Source organism: Actinomycetospora corticicola, assembly GCF_013409505.1.
Classification (GTDB): domain Bacteria; phylum Actinomycetota; class Actinomycetes; order Mycobacteriales; family Pseudonocardiaceae; genus Actinomycetospora; species Actinomycetospora corticicola.
On sequence record NZ_JACCBN010000001.1, the window covers coordinates 1,859,459 to 1,875,491 of the forward strand.

General features: G+C 74.6%; 17 protein-coding genes. 10 read left to right on the forward strand and 7 right to left on the reverse strand.

Annotated features, from left to right (window positions below):
- Window positions 1–36: 36 nt before the first annotated feature.
- Genes BJ983_RS08900 through BJ983_RS08910 form a run of 3 tightly spaced genes read right to left on the reverse strand, consistent with a single transcriptional unit; the run spans window position 37 to window position 3,259 of the window.
- On the reverse strand, window positions 37–1,404 hold the full coding sequence (locus tag BJ983_RS08900; RefSeq protein ID WP_179793482.1) for an alkaline phosphatase family protein: 1,368 nt from the start codon (window positions 1,402–1,404) through the stop codon (window positions 37–39).
- Window positions 1,401–1,904, reverse strand: coding sequence for a cytidyltransferase (locus tag BJ983_RS08905; protein WP_179793483.1), 504 nt, complete (start codon window positions 1,902–1,904; stop codon window positions 1,401–1,403). The genes BJ983_RS08900 and BJ983_RS08905 overlap by 4 nt, the downstream gene beginning before the upstream one ends.
- Window positions 1,901–3,259 (reverse strand): acyl-CoA dehydrogenase family protein, encoded by a 1,359-nt coding sequence (locus BJ983_RS08910; RefSeq protein WP_179793484.1) that lies wholly within the window; start codon window positions 3,257–3,259, stop codon window positions 1,901–1,903. Before BJ983_RS08910 ends, BJ983_RS08905 begins: the two co-directional genes overlap by 4 nt.
- A gap of 59 nt (window positions 3,260–3,318) precedes the next feature.
- On the opposite strand from BJ983_RS08910, the gene BJ983_RS08915 reads away from it, so the two are divergent.
- The 4 genes from BJ983_RS08915 to BJ983_RS08925 all read left to right on the forward strand — a co-directional run bounded on the left by BJ983_RS08915 (window position 3,319) and on the right by BJ983_RS08925 (window position 6,266).
- Window positions 3,319–3,834, forward strand: a complete 516-nt coding sequence (locus BJ983_RS08915; RefSeq protein WP_179793485.1) for an isochorismatase family protein — start codon at window positions 3,319–3,321, stop codon at window positions 3,832–3,834.
- A gap of 392 nt (window positions 3,835–4,226) precedes the next feature.
- On the forward strand, window positions 4,227–4,787 hold the full coding sequence (locus tag BJ983_RS31575; RefSeq protein ID WP_343053924.1) for a serine hydrolase domain-containing protein: 561 nt from the start codon (window positions 4,227–4,229) through the stop codon (window positions 4,785–4,787).
- Complete coding sequence (locus BJ983_RS31580; RefSeq protein WP_343054442.1) at window positions 4,787–5,413, forward strand: serine hydrolase domain-containing protein; 627 nt, start codon at window positions 4,787–4,789, stop codon at window positions 5,411–5,413. The genes BJ983_RS31575 and BJ983_RS31580 overlap by 1 nt, the downstream gene beginning before the upstream one ends.
- A gap of 34 nt (window positions 5,414–5,447) precedes the next feature.
- Window positions 5,448–6,266: an acyl-CoA thioesterase domain-containing protein gene (locus BJ983_RS08925; protein WP_179793486.1), complete on the forward strand. Its 819-nt coding sequence runs from the start codon at window positions 5,448–5,450 to the stop codon at window positions 6,264–6,266.
- On the opposite strand, the gene BJ983_RS08930 is transcribed toward BJ983_RS08925, so the two are convergent.
- Window positions 6,220–7,380 carry an FAD-dependent oxidoreductase gene (locus BJ983_RS08930; RefSeq protein WP_179793487.1) on the reverse strand — a complete coding sequence of 387 codons (1,161 nt, stop codon included), beginning with the start codon at window positions 7,378–7,380 and terminating at the stop codon, window positions 6,220–6,222. The two genes, BJ983_RS08925 and BJ983_RS08930, sit on opposite strands and share 47 nt — an antisense overlap.
- 258 nt (window positions 7,381–7,638) lie before the next feature.
- On the opposite strand from BJ983_RS08930, the gene BJ983_RS08935 reads away from it, so the two are divergent.
- From BJ983_RS08935 to BJ983_RS30655, 3 genes are all read left to right on the forward strand, one after another.
- Complete coding sequence (locus BJ983_RS08935; protein ID WP_179793488.1) at window positions 7,639–8,562, forward strand: helix-turn-helix domain-containing protein; 924 nt, start codon at window positions 7,639–7,641, stop codon at window positions 8,560–8,562.
- Window positions 8,563–8,633: 71 nt separating this feature from the next.
- Complete coding sequence (locus BJ983_RS30650) at window positions 8,634–9,584, forward strand: polysaccharide deacetylase family protein (protein WP_179793489.1); 951 nt, start codon at window positions 8,634–8,636, stop codon at window positions 9,582–9,584.
- The gene (locus BJ983_RS30655) at window positions 9,581–10,633 is read left to right on the forward strand and encodes an NADP-dependent oxidoreductase (protein WP_343053926.1); all 1,053 of its coding nucleotides are present in this window, start codon (window positions 9,581–9,583) and stop codon (window positions 10,631–10,633) included. The genes BJ983_RS30650 and BJ983_RS30655 overlap by 4 nt, the downstream gene beginning before the upstream one ends.
- Window positions 10,634–10,659: 26 nt before the next feature.
- On the opposite strand, the gene BJ983_RS31585 is transcribed toward BJ983_RS30655, so the two are convergent.
- Both BJ983_RS31585 and BJ983_RS08955 read right to left on the reverse strand, forming a co-directional pair.
- Window positions 10,660–11,130 (reverse strand): BLUF domain-containing protein, encoded by a 471-nt coding sequence (locus tag BJ983_RS31585; RefSeq protein WP_179793490.1) that lies wholly within the window; start codon window positions 11,128–11,130, stop codon window positions 10,660–10,662.
- Window positions 11,131–11,342: 212 nt separating this feature from the next.
- Window positions 11,343–11,948: a L,D-transpeptidase gene (locus tag BJ983_RS08955; RefSeq protein ID WP_179793491.1), complete on the reverse strand. Its 606-nt coding sequence runs from the start codon at window positions 11,946–11,948 to the stop codon at window positions 11,343–11,345.
- A 333-nt stretch (window positions 11,949–12,281) separates the two neighbouring features.
- On the opposite strand from BJ983_RS08955, the gene BJ983_RS31590 reads away from it, so the two are divergent.
- The 3 genes from BJ983_RS31590 to BJ983_RS08970 are packed head-to-tail and all read left to right on the forward strand — an operon-like array spanning window position 12,282 to window position 14,010.
- Entirely contained in the window at window positions 12,282–12,956 is a 675-nt protein-coding gene (locus tag BJ983_RS31590; RefSeq protein WP_343053929.1) for a transglycosylase family protein, read from the forward strand.
- Window positions 12,957–12,997: 41 nt separating this feature from the next.
- Complete coding sequence (locus BJ983_RS08965) at window positions 12,998–13,393, forward strand: hypothetical protein (RefSeq protein WP_179793493.1); 396 nt, start codon at window positions 12,998–13,000, stop codon at window positions 13,391–13,393.
- The gene (locus BJ983_RS08970) at window positions 13,390–14,010 is read left to right on the forward strand and encodes a TetR family transcriptional regulator (protein WP_179793494.1); all 621 of its coding nucleotides are present in this window, start codon (window positions 13,390–13,392) and stop codon (window positions 14,008–14,010) included. Before BJ983_RS08965 ends, BJ983_RS08970 begins: the two co-directional genes overlap by 4 nt.
- Before the next feature lie 13 nt (window positions 14,011–14,023).
- Here the strand turns inward: BJ983_RS08970 and BJ983_RS08975 are convergent, their stop codons facing one another.
- Window positions 14,024–15,934: an acetoacetate--CoA ligase gene (locus tag BJ983_RS08975; protein ID WP_179793495.1), complete on the reverse strand. Its 1,911-nt coding sequence runs from the start codon at window positions 15,932–15,934 to the stop codon at window positions 14,024–14,026.
- Window positions 15,935–16,033 lie beyond the last annotated feature (99 nt).

Here is a 16,033-nt window from a genome sequence, read left to right on the forward strand (position 1 = left end):
GGCGTCATCGGTCCGCTTCGACCCGAGATGTCCGACTCAGAGCTCCATCGGCTCCGGGTCGTCGGGCAGCGCGAGGGTGCGGCGCGGGGTGGGCCGGTGCCCGAGGAAGTCGGGGCGGTTCGCGTGCCCGAACAACAGCGGCAGGAGCTCGGCGGCGGTGATCCGGCCGTACCAGCCGGCCGCGGCGGGGGCCTCGCCGAACGCGGTGACCGGGTCGGGCCGCACCGTGGGGCCGGCGACGACGAGCGGGGTCGGGTCGCCGGTGTGCAGCACGCCGCCGGTCGAGGGCGTCGCGTGGTCTCCGGTCACCGCGACCACGGCGTGCTCCGCGAGGTCGAGCAGCCCGGCCAGCCCGGGATCGGCGGCCTCCAGCACGTCGAGCTTCGCCCGCGGGAGCTTCGTGTGGCCGGCCTCGTCGGTGGCCTTCGTGTGCACGTGCACGAACCGCGCGCCGCCCGCGATCAGGTCCCGGGCCGCGTCGAGCCGCGCGGCGAGATCGGTCCCGACGTCGGGTGCGGGCGCCAGGTGCCGCGCCTCCATCCCGAGCAGGGCCGCGATCCCGCGGTAGAGCCCGGTCGAGGTCACCGCCGCCCCGGCGACCCCGGTGACCTCGTCGAACGACGGCAGCGGGTCCCGGCGGCCGGACCACTTCGTCGTCAGCACGTCCAGCGGTGGTCGCCCCCAGCGGCGGCGGTTCACGGGGTGCCCGACCAGCGTCCGCCGCGCCGCGCGCAGGAACGCCGTCAGCGTCGAAGCGCTCCCGGCCGCCGCCGGGGTGCACGGCTGGACGGCCAGCCACGGGTGCCGGTCCTCGAAGAAGGGGTCGGAGTCGGTGACCGACCCGTCGTCGTGACCGGGCAGCGTCAGCAGCGCCTCCCCACGCCGCCCGAGCGGGTGCAGCTCGACCCCGTGCTCCGCGGCGACGCGACCCAGCGCGTCGAACAGCGCCGCCGCGTCGGACCCGTCGTCGGGAGCGCACCGGCCCGTGATCCACAGGCGCCCGTCCTCGACCCGCGACGACCGCAGCGCCGCGTGGCACACCGCGACACCGAGGGGCACCTCGACGCCCGCGCCGAGCGCCTCGAGCACCGCCCGACCCGGGAACGGCACGTCGCCGAACCCGAACATCGCCCAGTGCGCGAGTTCCGAGGCCGGCGCGCGGCCCCAGCCGAACGGCAGGTGCCAGCCCGAGCACCCGCGGGCGGCGAGCGCGTCCAGGACCGGGGTGTGCGCCGCCTCGGCCGGGGTGCGGCCGCCGAGCTCCGGGACCGGACGGTCGCCGAGCCCGTCGAGGACCACGAGCACGACCGGCAGCCGGTCGTCGACCAGCCGGGGCTGGGTCTCGCCGTAGCCGGGGGCGGGAGACGCAGCGGAGCGGAGCTCGACCCCCTGGCGGGCGGTCACAGGAGCGACCGCAGCACGGGCACCGTCGAGGCGGGCACCAGGTCCTCCCAGGACCCGTCGTCGAACCCCGCGCGGATGTCGGTGGCTTCGAGCTTCGCGTCGGGATCGCCGACGAGCACGGTCACGGCGTAGCCGCCGGCCCGGAGCTGCGCCGCCTTCTCCGCCTCCCAGTCCGAGTACGCGCGGACGTACTGGTGGGCGTCGAGCGGGACGTACTCGGGCCAGACGTCGGGGCGGGTGAGGTCGAACGGCACGACGGTCGCCGTCAGCCCCGCGCCCGCGAGCGCGGCGGTGAGCAGGCGGACCCGCTGGTAGAAGGTGAACGGGTTCGCGGCGTCGGTGTGCCGGTGGGCCGAGGTGGCTTCCCGACGACGGGCTCCGCGGTCCGGGTTGGTCACGGCGACCACGAGCTCGTCGTGGTCGGCGAGCGCGTGGGCGAACAGGTCGAGATGCTGCGCGTGCACCGGCTGGAAGCGGCCCGTGACGGCGGCCAGGCTCACCGCAGCAGTCCCCGCGCGATGGCGTTGCGCTGGATCTCGTCGGTCCCGGCCGGGATCTTGAGGTTCCGCGCGATCCGGAACAGCTTCTCCTCCGGCGAGCCCTTCCGGAGTCCCGCCCCGCCGTGCACCTGCATCGCGCGGTCGGCGACCCGGAAGAACGCCTCGTCGTTGACCACCTTGAGCAGGCTCATCAGGCGCGGGCCGGCCGGGTCGAGCGGGACCGCGGCCGGGCCGCCGGGCAGCGCCTCGAGGTCGACCTGGAGCTGCAGCGACGCGGCCCGTGCGGTGTACACGTCGGCGTCCATGTCGGCGAGCATGTGCGCGACGACCTGCTGCTCGGCGATCGGGCGGCCGCCGACGGTGCGGGTGCGGGCCCGGTCGACCGCACGCTCCAGCAGCCACTGCCCCCACCCGGCGCACATGCCACCGCGGATCATGCGGCGCCAGTTGATCCAGGTCATGGCCAGGGCGAACCCGTCGCCGGGCTCCCCCACGACGTCCTCGGCGGGGATGCGGACGCCGTCGAAGTGCAGCTCGCCGGTGAGACCGTCGTCGAGCATCGTCGGGATGTCCCGACCCCGGGTGACGCCGGGAGCGTTCGCGTCCACGAGGAACATCGTCAGGCTGCGGGTGCCGGCGCCGGGCTCGGTGACGGCGGTGACCTGGATGACGTCGCAGAAGTGGGCGTTCGTGATCCACGCCTTGTGGCCGTCGAGGATCCAGTCGTCGCCGTCGCGGCGGGCGTGCGTGGAGATCGCGAGGACGTCGGTGCCGACGCTGGGCTCGGTGTTGGCGAATGCGGCGGTGATCTCGGCGCGCTTGAGCGGGTCGACCCAGTGCTCCCGTGCGGCGGGCGTGCAGTACTCGACGGCGTCGTTCGGCCCCTCGGTCCAGGCCAGGGCGGCGAGCCCCAGACCGAGTCCGCTGCGGTGGTAGACGAACTCCTCGACGTGCTGCATCTCGGGCCGGGTGAACCTCGGGCCGTGCGCTCCCGGGACGTGCGGCGCGTACAGCCCGGCCGCCGCCGACCGGCGCTGCGCCTCGCGGCGTGCCTCCCAGACGGCGGGGTGCATCCGGCCCGCCTCGTCGAGGTGCGGGTTGAACGGGGTGCCCACGTCCTGGCGCGCGAGCTCCTCCTCCAACGGCCCGATCTCGATCTCGAGGAACGTCCCGAACCGCTCCCGGTGGTGCTCGACCCGCTCGGTCCGACCTGGTGCGGCAGGCAGCGGAGCGGAGCTGCCGCGCGAGACGCCGGCTGGTGCGGCACGCAGCGGAGCGGAGCTGCCGCGCGGGACGCCGGTTGCTGCGGCACGCAGCGGAGCGGAGCTGCCGCGCGGGACGCCGGATGCTGCCATGGCCAGTGATCTACCGTCTTGTCCCCCGCGGCGCCACCTCCGGACCTACGGTGGCTCCCATGCCGGCGCTCACCGCGGAGGACTCGGTCCTGCTCGTCGTCGACCTGCAGGAGCGGCTGATGCCCGCGATCTCGGGGGCGCCGGAGGTGCTCCGCAACGCCGCGCGGCTGGTCCGGGCGGCGACGCGGCTCGAGGTACCGGTGATCACGACCGAGCAGGACCCGACGAAGCTCGGCCCGACGGTCGGCGAGGTCGCGGACCTGCTGCCCGCACCCGCCGTCGGGAAGTCGACCTTCGCCGCGGAGCTGGAGCTGCCCCGGCCGCGGGCCGTGGTGTGCGGCTGCGAGGCGCACGTGTGCGTGCTGCAGACGGTGCTCGCCCTGCGCGCCCAGGGGCACGCCGTCGTGGTGGTGGCCGACGCGGTCGGCAGCCGGGCGCCGGAGAACCGCGACGCCGCGATCGCGCGGATGCACGACCACGGCGTCGACGTGGTGACCACGGAGATGGTGGTCTTCGAGTGGCTCGGGGCCAGCACGAACCCCGCGTTCCGTGAGGTCCAGGCGCTGATCAAGTAGCCGACTTCGCCCGCCGCTCGTTCCACGCCTCGGAGGCGACGGCGAGCAGCAGGCCCACACTGAGGTGCACACCAGGCAGCCCGGAGTGCCCGCGGAGCTGCCCCATGTGAATCTCGGCGCCGCCTCCCGGCCGGCGCGTGTCCCGAGGTGCACACCAGACATGCCGGAGCGCCCGCGGAGATGCCCCATGTGCACCTCGGCGCCCGGACCGGGTCCACCGCGCACCCCGTCACCCACACGGGCCGCACGGGACCCAGGTCCCTTGTGGATCCGGGTCGCGCCGATGAGCATCGGCCGGTCGCCGATCGTCCGGACACCCGTCCGCATCGGCGGCCGGACGGCACGGGGGCCTCCGTGAGCTGCCGCGCCACCGGCCGGCGGAAAGGACACCCGTGATCCGGGCTCTCCCGGGCGCCGCGCTGACGGTCGCCTGCCTGACGGCACTCGCCCTCGGGCTCACCGCGTGCTCGTCGTCCCCGTCCCCGACGACCGGGCAAACCACGCCCACCGCCACCTCCCCCGCCGCCGGGACGTTCCCCGCGGACGTCGTGGCGCAGATCGACCGCGACGCCCAGGCCTCGCTGCAGGGCGGCATCACCGGCACCGTCGTGAGCATCGTGGACCCGGCCCGCGGGACGTTCCTCAAGGCCTACGGGACCGCCGACACCGCGGGCACCCCGATGACCACCGACATGCACTACCGCATCGCGAGCGTCAGCAAGACCTTCACCGCGCACGCCGTGCTGCAGCTCGTCGGCCAGGGCCGGCTCTCGCTCGACGCCCCCCTCGCCCAGTTCGTGCCCGACATCCCGAACGGCGACGCGATCACGGTCCGCGACCTGCTGGGGATGCGGGGCGGGGTGTACGACTTCACCGCCGACGCGGACTTCGACCGCCGCTACGAGGCCGACCCGACGCTGCCGGGCTGGACCCCCAGGACGTCCTGGCGCTGATCCGCGCCAACCCCGACAAGGCCAGGCCGCCGAACACGACCACCGTGTACTCGAACTCCGAGTACGTCCTGCTCGGGCAGATCCTGGAGAGGGTGACCGGCCGACCCGCCGCCGAGGCCCTCGACGGGGTCGCGGGGTCACTGGGGCTGCCGCAAACGTCCTGGCCGGTCGGCAACGACCTCCCGGCGCCGTTCACCCGCGGCTACCTCTCCACGGTCGACGGGACGACCCCGCCGCCCTACCGCGACGGCACGCTCTCGAACCCCCTGGTCCCCGACACCGCGGGCGCGCTCGTCTCCACCGTGCCCGACATGACCCGCTACGCGCCCCTGCTCGCGACCGGCGCCGGTCTGGCGCCCGCCGTCGCCGCACAGCGCCAGGCGTGGACGCCGCTGACCACCTCCGGCGTCCGCGTGCAGTACGGGCTCGGCATCACCCAGCTCGGCGACTGGGTGGGGCACGACGGGTCGATCATCGGCTACAGCGACATGGTCTTCTACCTGCCGAGCGCGCGGGCGACGGTCGTGGTGATGGTCAACGCGGCGGACGGGAACGCGGTCCCCTCGCAGGCGCTGTGGGGACAGATCGTCAAGCTCCTCTACCCGACGTCGCTGCCCTCCTGGTGATCCGGGCAGCCGTCCGGCTGCGATGATCGCGCGAATGACCACCGAACCCACCGCGTTCTTCCGGGCCGACGGCGAGCGGTTCGTGCCGCTGCAGCGGGCGACCAGCGGATGGGGCGGCGCCGACGGGCCGGGGCAGGTGCGCGGGACCGCGGTGAGCGGCCTGCTGGGCCGCGGGGCCGAGCGGGCGGCGGCCCGGCTGGACGACGCCGACCGCTTCCGGCCCGTGCGCTGGACGGTGGACCTCTTCCGGCCGGGGGCGATGGCGCCCGGCACGGTGGAGGCGACGGTCGTCCGCGGCGGGCGCCGCCTGCGGCTGATCGACGTGGCCCTGGTGCAGGCGGGCGGGACGGTCGCGCGCGGCTCGCTGCTCCTCCTGGCCACCGGTGGGCCGACGAGCGGCACGACCTGGACCGCGCCGCTCCCGGCCGTCCCTCCCCCGCCGCCCGCGGACCTCGTCCCCGACCCGGCCGAGCCGACCCTCTACCGCGCCGGGGGCGACTGGACCACCGAGCGTCGTCAGGAGAACGCGGCCCGCAAGGCGACCTGGTTCCCCTCCGCGCCGATCGTCGAGGGCGAGGAGCCGACCGGGTTCGCGCACCTGGCCGCGATCGGCGACGCCGCCAACCTGACGTCGAGCTGGGGCACCCTCGGCGTCGAGTACATCAACGCCGACCTCACCCTCGCGATCGCGCGTGTCCCGGCTGCCGGCGACGGCGTCGGGGTGTCCGCCGAGTCGCGGGTCGAGGCGGACGGGATCGCCCTCGGCACCGTGACGATGTTCGACCGCCACGGCGCGCTGGGGAGCGTCACGATCGCGACGCTGGCGAACGGGGCGCAGGTCGTGAAGCCCTGAGCGACCCGTCGAAGAGCGAGACCACGCTCCGCGGCGCGTCCGGCCCGAAGAACGTCTCCAGGTTCGCCGCCGAGAGCGCGGCGACCTCGGTGCTGCGCGGGAACAGCCGCGCCTCGTACGCGGCGAGCGCCGTCCCGACGTCGGGTCGGGTCGCCAGCTCGACCGCCAGCTCGGCCCCGTCGAGCATGGCGAGATTCGCGCCCTCACCGGCGAACGGGGACATGAGGTGGGCGGCGTCCCCGACCAGCGTCACCCCGGGGACCCGGTCCCAGGTGAGGCCGACGGGCAGGGCGTGGATGGGCCGGAGCACCGGGTCGGCGTCGCTGTCGGTCACGAAGGCGGTGAGCTCGGGCGCCCAGCCCGCGAACTCGTCGGCGAGCGCGGCCCCGGCCGGCCGGTCCTCGGTCCCGGAGACCGCCACGTAGCCGCGGACCCGGCCGTCGGCGTAGCGGTGGGCGATGATGCCCCGCCCCGGGTCGACCGCCATCAGCGTGCCGCCGCCGATGGCCGCCACGCTCGCCCGGTGGTCCGGGCGGTCCGCGGACGCGGCGGAGAAGGCGATCTCGACGAACCGGACCCCGCTGTGGACCGGCCGGGCGTCGGTGAGCAGCGGGCGCACCCGCGACCACGCACCGTCCGCCCCGACGACCACGTCCGCGTGCGAGGTGGAGCCGTCGGCGAAGGCGAGGTCCCACCCGCCGTCGGGACCCCGCCCGATCGCCGTGAGCCGCTGACCCCAGCGGATCGTCCCCGGGGGCAGCGAGTCGACGAGCATCGTCCGGAGCTCGCCGCGGTCGACCTCCGGGCGGGTCGAGCCGGGGTCGGCCGGGCGGTCGAACAGGACGGTGCCGTGGCGGTCGACGACCCGCTTGGCGTCCTCGCCGGGGCGCACCAGGGCGCGGAACCCGTCGTCCAGACCGGCGGCGTGGAGGGCGACCTGCCCGGTCTCCTCGTGGATGTCGAGCAGACCGCCCTGGGCGCGGGTGGTCGCCGTGGCCTCGCCCTCGTAGACGGTGGCGGCGATGCCGTGGGTGTGGAGCACCCGGGCGAGGGTCAGCCCGCCCAGTCCGGCTCCGACGACGACGACGACGACGACGACGACGGTCTCCTGCATGCGAGCGCTCCTCGGGGCGGCCGGCACGCGGACGTGCTGGCGGGAGACGCTCACCGATCAGGGGCTGCTCGATGTGTGCGCGACGTCCGGGGACGTCGTTTTTCGCGACGACGGGGACGCTAGCCCGGTCGACCGCGGACGACAACCACCGGAGCGATCGACGCTGCCCCGCGGCGGTGCGGGAGGGGCGCACGCACATCGCGCACTTCACGTCGATGGTGTCCGGGGGCGAGGATGCCGCCAGCGGACGAGCCGGAGGTGCCCGTGTACGAGGGCGGTGGGCAGGTGGCCGACGAAGGGTGGGCCGCAGCGGTCAGCGAGCAGCACGGGCGGGTGCGGATCGCGCGGCCGCAGCACTATCGGGGCCGCCTGACCTGGCAGCGCTCGGCCCGCCACCGCCTGGTCTGCTGGTCCGGGGACGAGGAGGGGGTGCGCCGCGATCCGCAGGACGTGCGACGGGACCCGCGTGGGACGTTCTCGCTGTTCGTGGCCCTGCGCGGGCGGGCGCGCGTGGAGCAGGGCGGCCGGCGGGTCGATCTCACGGGCGGCACGATGGTCCTCTGCCCGTCCGACCGCGCCACGGCGTTCTGGCACGGTGCGGACTTCGCGGCCCTCGCGCTGATCGTCCCCGAGGTGAGCATCCTGGGGAGGTGGTCCCCGGTCGGTCGGCCGACCACCGCGCTCGACCGGAGCGCGGGGATCGGGCGGGTCGCGTTCGAGCTGCTCCGCACCGTCTGGGACGAACGCGCCACGCTGACCGAGCGGGAGTTCGACACGGTCTGCGAGCGCGCCGTCGACCTGCTGTGTCTCGCGGCCACCGGGACCCGGGACGCGGGCTCGAGCCACGCCGACGCGGTGGCCGTCTCCGTCCGGCACTTCGTGGAGGAGCACGCCGACGACCCCGCGCTCGACGGCCCGGCGGTGGCCGCCGCCCTGGGCTGGTCGCAGCGCTACGTGCAGTCCGTCCTGCGCGGCGCCGGGACGACGCCGACCGCCCTGATCCGCGAGGTGCGGCTCGAACGCGCCCGTGCCCGTCTCGAGCAGAGCGCGACGACTCCGATCGCCCGGATCGCCGCCGAGTGCGGGTACGCGAGTCCCGGCGCGTTCAGCACGGCATTCCGACGCCGCTTCGGCGTGCGCCCGGGCGATGTCCGTCGGCCCTCGCGGACGCCCGGACGGTGAGCGTGCGCGCACGCTGACTTCCCTGCGCCCGCAACGAAGTCGGGCGCGGTCCGGGGGGTGACGGTGGCGCGATGAACCTGGACATCGACGTCGCCGTCACCGTGGACGAGCTGATCCTGTGGGAGGGCACGCCGATGCCGGCGGGCCACACCGCACGGACGGTCACCGACGGGTTGTGCCGAGCCTTCGCGGAGCACGGTCTGCAGGGCGTCTACGGCTTCGCCCACACCTCTCCCGTCGAGGACGACCCGGCCCTGGAAGCGGTCCTCGAGAACTGGTGCGCCGCCGGGCACCATCTCGGCAACCACACGCACCACCACGCGAGTCTCAACTGGCTGGACGCCGAGGCCTACTGCGCCGACGTCCGACGCGCGGAACGATGGATCGGGCGCTACGTCGAGCAGGCACCGGTCCGGTACTTCCGGCACGCCATGGACTCCTCCGGGCAGACCGAGGCCAAGCGGGGCGCCGTCGAGGACTTCCTCCGCGAGCAGGGCTACACCACGGCGCCGATCACCGCGTGGTTCGGGGACTTCGCCTGGACCGCCCCGTACGAGCGCGCGGTCCGTACCGGGGACACGGAGGCCCTCGACCTCCTGCGGACCTCCTTCGTCGAGGCGGCGGTAGGCCACCTCGTGTGGCACGCCGAGGCCGGGAAGCGCATGTTCGGGGCCGCCTTCCCCTACATCTGGCTCATCCACGGCACGGCTCTCGCCGAGGAACTCACCGGGGAGATCCTCGCGCGCTTCCGCGAGCTGGGCGTGCGGTTCGTCCCGCTGGAGACGGCCATGGCCCACCCGGCCAACCGGTCGTTCGCGCCCGTCACCCGCCTGTTCCGCAATCACCTCCAGCGCTACGCCCTGGCCGCCGGCGAGCCCGTCCGCAGCGTGGAGCCCGAGGCGCTGGCCGCGGTGCTCGACGCGGCACCGGTGGCCGGGGAGGACAGCCTCGCCGTCTACGACGGCATCCTGCGCCGGGTCGTAGAACGCGTCGGCGGCACCTACGACTGGAGCTGGGCGTGAGCGGCGCGGTGGTGCACCCGCTCCCGCGACCGGTCGTCACGCGGGAGGTCCACCTCGTCCGGCGCCCGCACGGGTTCCCCGAGCACGACGACTTCGCCCTGGTCGACCGTGAGCTCACCGGCCTCGGGGACCGCGAGGTGCTGGTGGCCAACCACCACTTCTCGGTCGACCCCTACATGCGCGGCCGGATGAACGACATCCCGAGCTACGTCGCGCCCTACGCTCTCGGCGAGGTCATGGACGGCCGCGCGATCGGCACCGTCCTCGCCTCCACGGCCGACGGGATCGCGGTCGGCGACCTCGTCCGCACGAACCTGGGCTGGCGCACCCACGGCATCGCCCCCGCGACCGGCGTGGAGCGACTCGACGTCCCGGACGGCGTGTCCCCCTCGGCCTACCTGGGCGTCCTCGGAGTCCCCGGGCTCACCGCATGGGTGGGGCTGCTCGACGTCGCCGGTCTCCGGGACGGCGACACGGTGTTCGTCTCCGGGGCGGCGGGGGCCGTCGGCAGCCTCGTCGGTCAGCTGGCGCGGCTCAGGGGCGCCTCCAGGGTGATCGGCAGCGCCGGATCGTCGGCGAAGGTCGCATGGCTGACCGACGAGCTGGGCTTCGACGTGGCGTTCTCCTACCGCGACGCCCCGGTGCGTCGGTCCCTCCGCGCGGCGGCGCCGAACGGCATCGACGTCTACTTCGACAACGTCGGTCACGACCATCTGGAGGCCGCTCTCGCCTCGGCCAACGACTTCGCGCGCTTCGCCGTCTGCGGCATGATCGCGGGCTACAACGACACCGCCGACCAGCGCTCGCCGGGCGTCCGCAACCTCGCCGAGATCGTCCGCAAGCGCCTCGCGATCCGAGGGTTCATCGTCACCGACTCGCTGGACCGGAACGCCGCCTTCCTGCAGGAGGTGACCCCGTGGGTCGCCGGAGGACACATCCGGTCCCGGGAGACCGTGGTCGACGGGATCGACCACGCCGTCGACGCCTTCCGCGGTCTCCTGCGCGGGGAGAACACGGGGAAGATGCTCGTCGCTCTCCACGACTCCTGAACGGGGCGCGGGACGAGCCGGACCGGTCAGAGGGGCTGGATCTCCGGGTTGGCGTACTCCCGCATGAGGTCGAGCAGCATCGCCTGACGTCGGTCCTCGAGGCGCGGGATGGCGTGCGGGGAGTCGATCGCCTCCGCCCCGCGTGCGGCGGGGAGGTCGGCGCCCTCCGCGTCGGACACGTGCGCCATCGCCCACTGGCCGAAGGCGCGCGCGGAGACCACGCCCTCGTCGAGCGTCTCCACCTGCTCGTGGCGCTGGTCGGAGGTGATGGTGGCGTAGAGGTCGCGCACCTTCGCCTCCTCGCCCTCGAGGACCTGCACGAAGACGTCCTGCCACACGAGCAGCGCCCCGCTGAGCCCGAGCTCGTGGTTCTTCCGCCGCGACACCTCGAAGATCTCGTCGAGCTCCGCGGGCCGGTTCTCGCTGCCCATCGTCGTGCGGCTGCGGTAGACGAGGCGGAAGACCTGCTGGCCGAGGTCCGCGGTCGTGTCGGTCACGTCGTCGTGCTCCTTCGTCGCGCTCGGGGTGCTCCTCGGCCGCGGGCCCGAGGGCCGCTCGCCGGAGGGTCGGGAGTGCCCGGGCCCGTGGACCGCCACACCCCGAGACCGCGACGCGCAGGTGCGGCGCGCCCGCCGTCGATGGCCGATCCGTCGCACCCGACGCGTCGGAGGGGCCATCGACCCGGACGGCGCAGCGTGACCGGGAGCGATCAGTCGCCGTGCCCGGCGCGGGCCGACCGCTCGTCGGAGCCGTTCACGACCTGGACCTTGTCGCCGTCCTGCAGGTCGGCGAACACGGCCTTCGCGTCGTCGGTCTCCATGCGGACGCAGCCCGCCGAGGACCGGGCCGGGTCGCCGGCGTGGAAGGCGATCCCCTTGTCGGCGAAGAACACCGAGTACGGCATCGGCGCAGGACGGCCGTCCGGCGTCTTCGACTCGCCGCTGACGTGGTCCTTCTCCTTGCGATAGACGCGTAGGGAGTGCCCGACCGGCGTCGCGTACCCCTCGCCCCCGGTGGAGATGGTCATCGGGCCGCGGACGACCTTCCCGTCGCGGATCAGCCACGCGCGCTGGGTCTCCAGGTCGACACAGGCGCGGGCGGACACCGAGCACGGGGTGCCCGGCGTCGCGGCCTCCGCGTGGGCGGCGCGGGCCACGGGGTTGTTCTCGGTGGAGACGGCGTCCGCCAGCGCCGGCACCGCAAAGGTCCCCGCGGTCACCAGCGCCGCGCCCGTCAGCGCGGCCGCCAGCCACCCGCGGCGGCGACCGACGCGCTCGGCGGTGGGGGCACGGTGCCGGCCGATCCCGGTCCTCATGTCAGCGATCTCCTCCTCCTCGGGAGGAATCACTCCTCCGGGTCTGCCGTCACGCCCTGCAACGGCCGGGACGGAACGGACCACGAGCCGCCGACCGGGCGAATCCGACGGACACCGTCCGCTCACACCGGCCGACCCCGGACCGCTCGGCGCCGCCGACCGGCGACGAACGGATCTCTCTGAGGGCGTGACGCGGCATCCGGTCGCGGGCGTTGAGCCCTTCGGCGGCTCGGCTCGTCGTCGGTCGCGTCCCGACGGCAGATCGGCGCAGCCGGGCGACCCCGGCTCTCAGGATCAGCGGGGCGTCCCAGGATGCCTCCCTACCGTCGCCCCGTGCCCGCGAAACACCGCGCTCCCCGCGCCGCCTCCCCCCTCCGCCGGACCGTGGTCGCCTCCACCACCGGGCCGCTGGCCCTCGCCGCGCTCGGCTCCGTCGTCGCTCCCGCCGCCCAGGCGGCCCCCTCGGTCAACTGGGACGCGATCGCCCAGTGCGAGTCGTCGGGCAACTGGGCCGCGAACACCGGCAACGGGTTCTCCGGCGGCCTGCAGTTCACGCCGTCCACGTGGAAGGCGTTCGGCGGCACCGGCGCGGCCCACGACGCCTCCCGCGAGGAGCAGATCGCGGTGGCCGAGCGCGTCCTCGACGGGCAGGGCATCGGGGCCTGGCCGGTGTGCGGGAAGAAGGGCGGCACGCCGTCCTCGGGTTCGTCGTCCTCCTCGTCGTCCTCCTCGGAGTCCTCGACGAAGGCGACGCAGAAGACCTCCCAGAAGTCTGCGCAGAAGGCGGCGAAGAAATCGTCGGGGTCGTCCACCGGCACGTCGTCCGGGAAGCACGCCGCGACCGGCGCCGGCGGCTACACCGTCCGTGCGGGCGACACGCTCTCCTCGATCGCCGGCTCCCAGGGGGTCTCCGGCGGGTGGCGCTCGCTGGCCGACGCCAATCCCGACATCGCCACCAGCCCGGACCTGATCTTCCCGGGGCAGTCCCTCACCCTCCCGGGCGCCTGACGACCCTTGCTGTTGGCCGTTCGGTCAGTAGTATTGACCGTATGGCCAACAAGCGTGCCCGCCCCGACCTCGCGACGACGTCGGGCCTCGTCGGGCTCTACGTGGTGATCGTGCTGGCGACCCTCGTCGCCCTGACGGTGCTGGCCGCCACCGCGCCCGACCTGGCCACTCCGGAGGCGTGGGGGCACGCCGTGGTCGTCGCGGTGTTCGCGGTGCTGCTGCCCCTGCGCCTGCGGGTCGCCCGCCGCGGCAGCCGTCGGGCGCTCACCGCCGTCGGGGTCATCGCGGTCGTCCTGGCCCTGGTGAACCTCGTGGAGGCGTTCCTCCCGGCCTTCCCCGGGTGGATGCGGGCGGAGATGGTCGTCGTCGCCGCGCTGATGGCGGCGGTCGGGGTGCTCGTGACGCGCGCACGCGGACGCGCGACCATGGCGGGGTGAGCGCGGACCCCGGAGCCGGCCGCCGCCGGCGGTTGAGCGAGGAGGAGCGCCGGCGGCAGATCCTGGCGGCGACCGTGTCGACGGTGGCCGCGCACGGATACGACAACGCCTCGCTCGCCCGCATCGCCGAGCAGGCCGGGGTCTCGAAGGGGCTCGTGTCCCACTACTTCGGGACCAAGGAGGACCTGATGGCGCACGCGGCCACCGAGGCCGTGCGCGTGGTCCGGGAGGCGATCGCCGCGGAGCTCGACCTCGCGGCACCCGTGCCGGTGGTCGTGCGTGCCGCCCTGCACCGGGCGGCGCACCTGCGGACGACCCACCGCGAGGTGGTCGCCGCCCTCGGACAGATCCTCACCCAGCTCCGCGCGGCCGACGGCTCGCCCCGGCTGAGCCTCGCCGACTACGAGGAGACCTACCGCGCGCAGGAGGTGCTGTTCCGCCGCGGCCAGGCCGAGGGCACCCTGCGCGACCTCGACCCGCGCGTCGTCGCCGTCACCTACCAGGGGGCGATCGACAGCATGCTCGGGTACGCCGAGGCACACCCGGACACCGACCTCGACCGCTACGCCGACACCCTCGCCGACCTGTTGCTGGGTGGCCTCCAGGTCGGGGGCTGACGCGCGTCGGTGGTCAGCGCGCCGCCCGTGCCGCGAACGCCGTGAGCGCCGCGGGGTCGTCGACCGCCCCCGGGCTCGCGACCTCGTCGACCGGCCGGCCCCGGAGGATCTGCTTGACGGGCTTCTCCAGCTTCTTCCCCGTCATCGTGCGCGGGACGGCGGGCACGGCCTCGATGACGTCGGGGAGGTGGCGCGGGGACAGCTCGGACTTCAACGCCGAGCGGATCCGGCCGAGCAGCCCGTCGTCGAGAACGCCTCCCCCGGCGACCACCACGAAGAGCAGCAGCTCCCCCGGCCCGCCGTCGCCGGCCTCGAGGTGCACGACGAGGGAGTCGGCGACCTCCGGGAGCTCCTCGACGACGGCGTAGAACTCGGCGGTGCCGAGCCGGACGCCGCCGCGGTTGAGGGTCGCGTCGGAGCGGCCGGTGATGACGAAGCTGCCGCGCGAGGTGCGGACCGCCCAGTCGCCGTGGCGCCAGACGCCCGGGAACTCGTCGAAGTAGGACTCGCGGTAGCGCTCGTCGCCCGGGTCGTTCCAGAAGCGGACCGGCATCGACGGCATCGGGCGGCGGATCACCAGCTCCCCGACCTCGTCGACGATCTCGCGGCCGGCCTCGTCGAAGACGGTGACGTCGACGCCGAGGCACGGCCCGGCTAGCTCGCCGCGGTACACCGGCAGCCACGGGTTGCCGGCGACGAAGCCGGAGCAGACGTCGGTCCCGCCGCTCATCGAGTTCACGAGTACCCCGTCGCCGAGCTGCTCGGCGGCCCACTCGAACCCGTCGTCGGGAAGGGGTGAGCCGGTGATCCCGAGGAGCCGCAGCGACGACAGGTCCCCGACCGACCGGGGCTCGATCCCCGCCTTGCGGCAGGCCATGAGGTAGGCGGGGCTGGTGCCGAGGTGGGTCAGCCGGGCGTCGGCGGCGATGCGCCACTGCCCGGTGAGGTCGGGGTACAGGAAGTTCCCGTCGACGAGCACGATCGCCGCCCGGCAGAGCAGGCCGGAGACGAGGATCGGCCACATCGTCCAGGCGGTGGTGGTGAACCAGCAGAAGCGGTCGCCGGGACGCAGGTCGAGCGCCAGCCCGTGGTTCTTGTAGTGCTCGAGCAGGATGCCGCCGTGCCCGTGGACGATCGCCTTGGGCAGCCCGGTGGTGCCCGAGGAGAAGAGCACCGTGAGCGGGTGGTCGAACGGCACGGGCTCGAAGGCGAGCTCGGCGGCCTCGCCCAGCAGGTCGGCCCACGGCGTCGCGTCCGGCACCTCGCAGGAGCCGTAGGGCACGGCCACGACGTGCCTGAGGGTCGGGAGGCCGGCGCGGATGGTCGCCACGTCGGCCGTCTTGTCGATCGGCTTGTCGCCGTAGACGTAGCCGCCGATGGTCAGCAGCACGCTCGGCTCGACCTGGGCGAAGCGGTCGATCACGCTGCGCGCGCCGAACTCCGGGGCGCAGGCCGCCCACACCGCACCGAGTGACGCGCACGCCAGGTAGGCGACGACGGCCTCGGGGACGTTCGGCAGAAAGCCGACCACGCGGTCGTCCCGCCCGACGCCGAGCCGCTGCAGGCCGGCCCGGCAGCGAGCGACCTGGTCGACGAGCTCGCCGAAGGTCAGCTCCCGCTTCTCCCGGGTCTGGGAGTACGCGACGACGGCGGACTGCCCCGGATCTCCCCGCAGCAGGTGGGAGGCGTAGTTGATCGCGCTGCCCGGGAACCAGGTCGCGCCCGGCATCTCCCGGGTCGCGAGGACCTCGTCGGACAGGCCGTCGACGCCGAAGTGGTCGCGGATCGCCCGCCAGAAGCCGTCGGGGTCCTCGACCGACCAGCGGTGCAGCTCCGCGTAGTCGGCGAACTCCCGGTCCAGTCCCGCGACGAACTCCCCCAGGGCCGTCCCGTCGAGGGGGCCGGCGTCCCGGATCACGGTCATGGCGTCACGCTCCGTCGGGCTCGGCACGGCTGGCAGGAGCACGATCCTCGCCCACCGGTGCGGCCGGGCGCCACGACGGCGGGGCGGAGCGGCCGCGGT

What these genes read in the sequence shown, in the direction of transcription:
- BJ983_RS08910 (WP_179793484.1), bottom strand. Translation starts at nt 3,259, where the DNA reads ATGGCAGCATCCGGCGTCCCGCGCGGCAGCTCCGCTCCGCTGCGTGCC.
- BJ983_RS08915 (WP_179793485.1), top strand. Translation starts at nt 3,319, where the DNA reads ATGCCGGCGCTCACCGCGGAGGACTCGGTCCTGCTCGTCGTCGACCTG.
- BJ983_RS08925 (WP_179793486.1), top strand. Translation starts at nt 5,448, where the DNA reads ATGACCACCGAACCCACCGCGTTCTTCCGGGCCGACGGCGAGCGGTTC.
- BJ983_RS08930 (WP_179793487.1), bottom strand. Translation starts at nt 7,380, where the DNA reads ATGCAGGAGACCGTCGTCGTCGTCGTCGTCGTCGTCGTCGGAGCCGGA.
- BJ983_RS30650 (WP_179793489.1), top strand. Translation starts at nt 8,634, where the DNA reads ATGAACCTGGACATCGACGTCGCCGTCACCGTGGACGAGCTGATCCTG.
- BJ983_RS08955 (WP_179793491.1), bottom strand. Translation starts at nt 11,948, where the DNA reads ATGAGGACCGGGATCGGCCGGCACCGTGCCCCCACCGCCGAGCGCGTC.
- BJ983_RS08965 (WP_179793493.1), top strand. Translation starts at nt 12,998, where the DNA reads ATGGCCAACAAGCGTGCCCGCCCCGACCTCGCGACGACGTCGGGCCTC.
- BJ983_RS08975 (WP_179793495.1), bottom strand. Translation starts at nt 15,934, where the DNA reads ATGACCGTGATCCGGGACGCCGGCCCCCTCGACGGGACGGCCCTGGGG.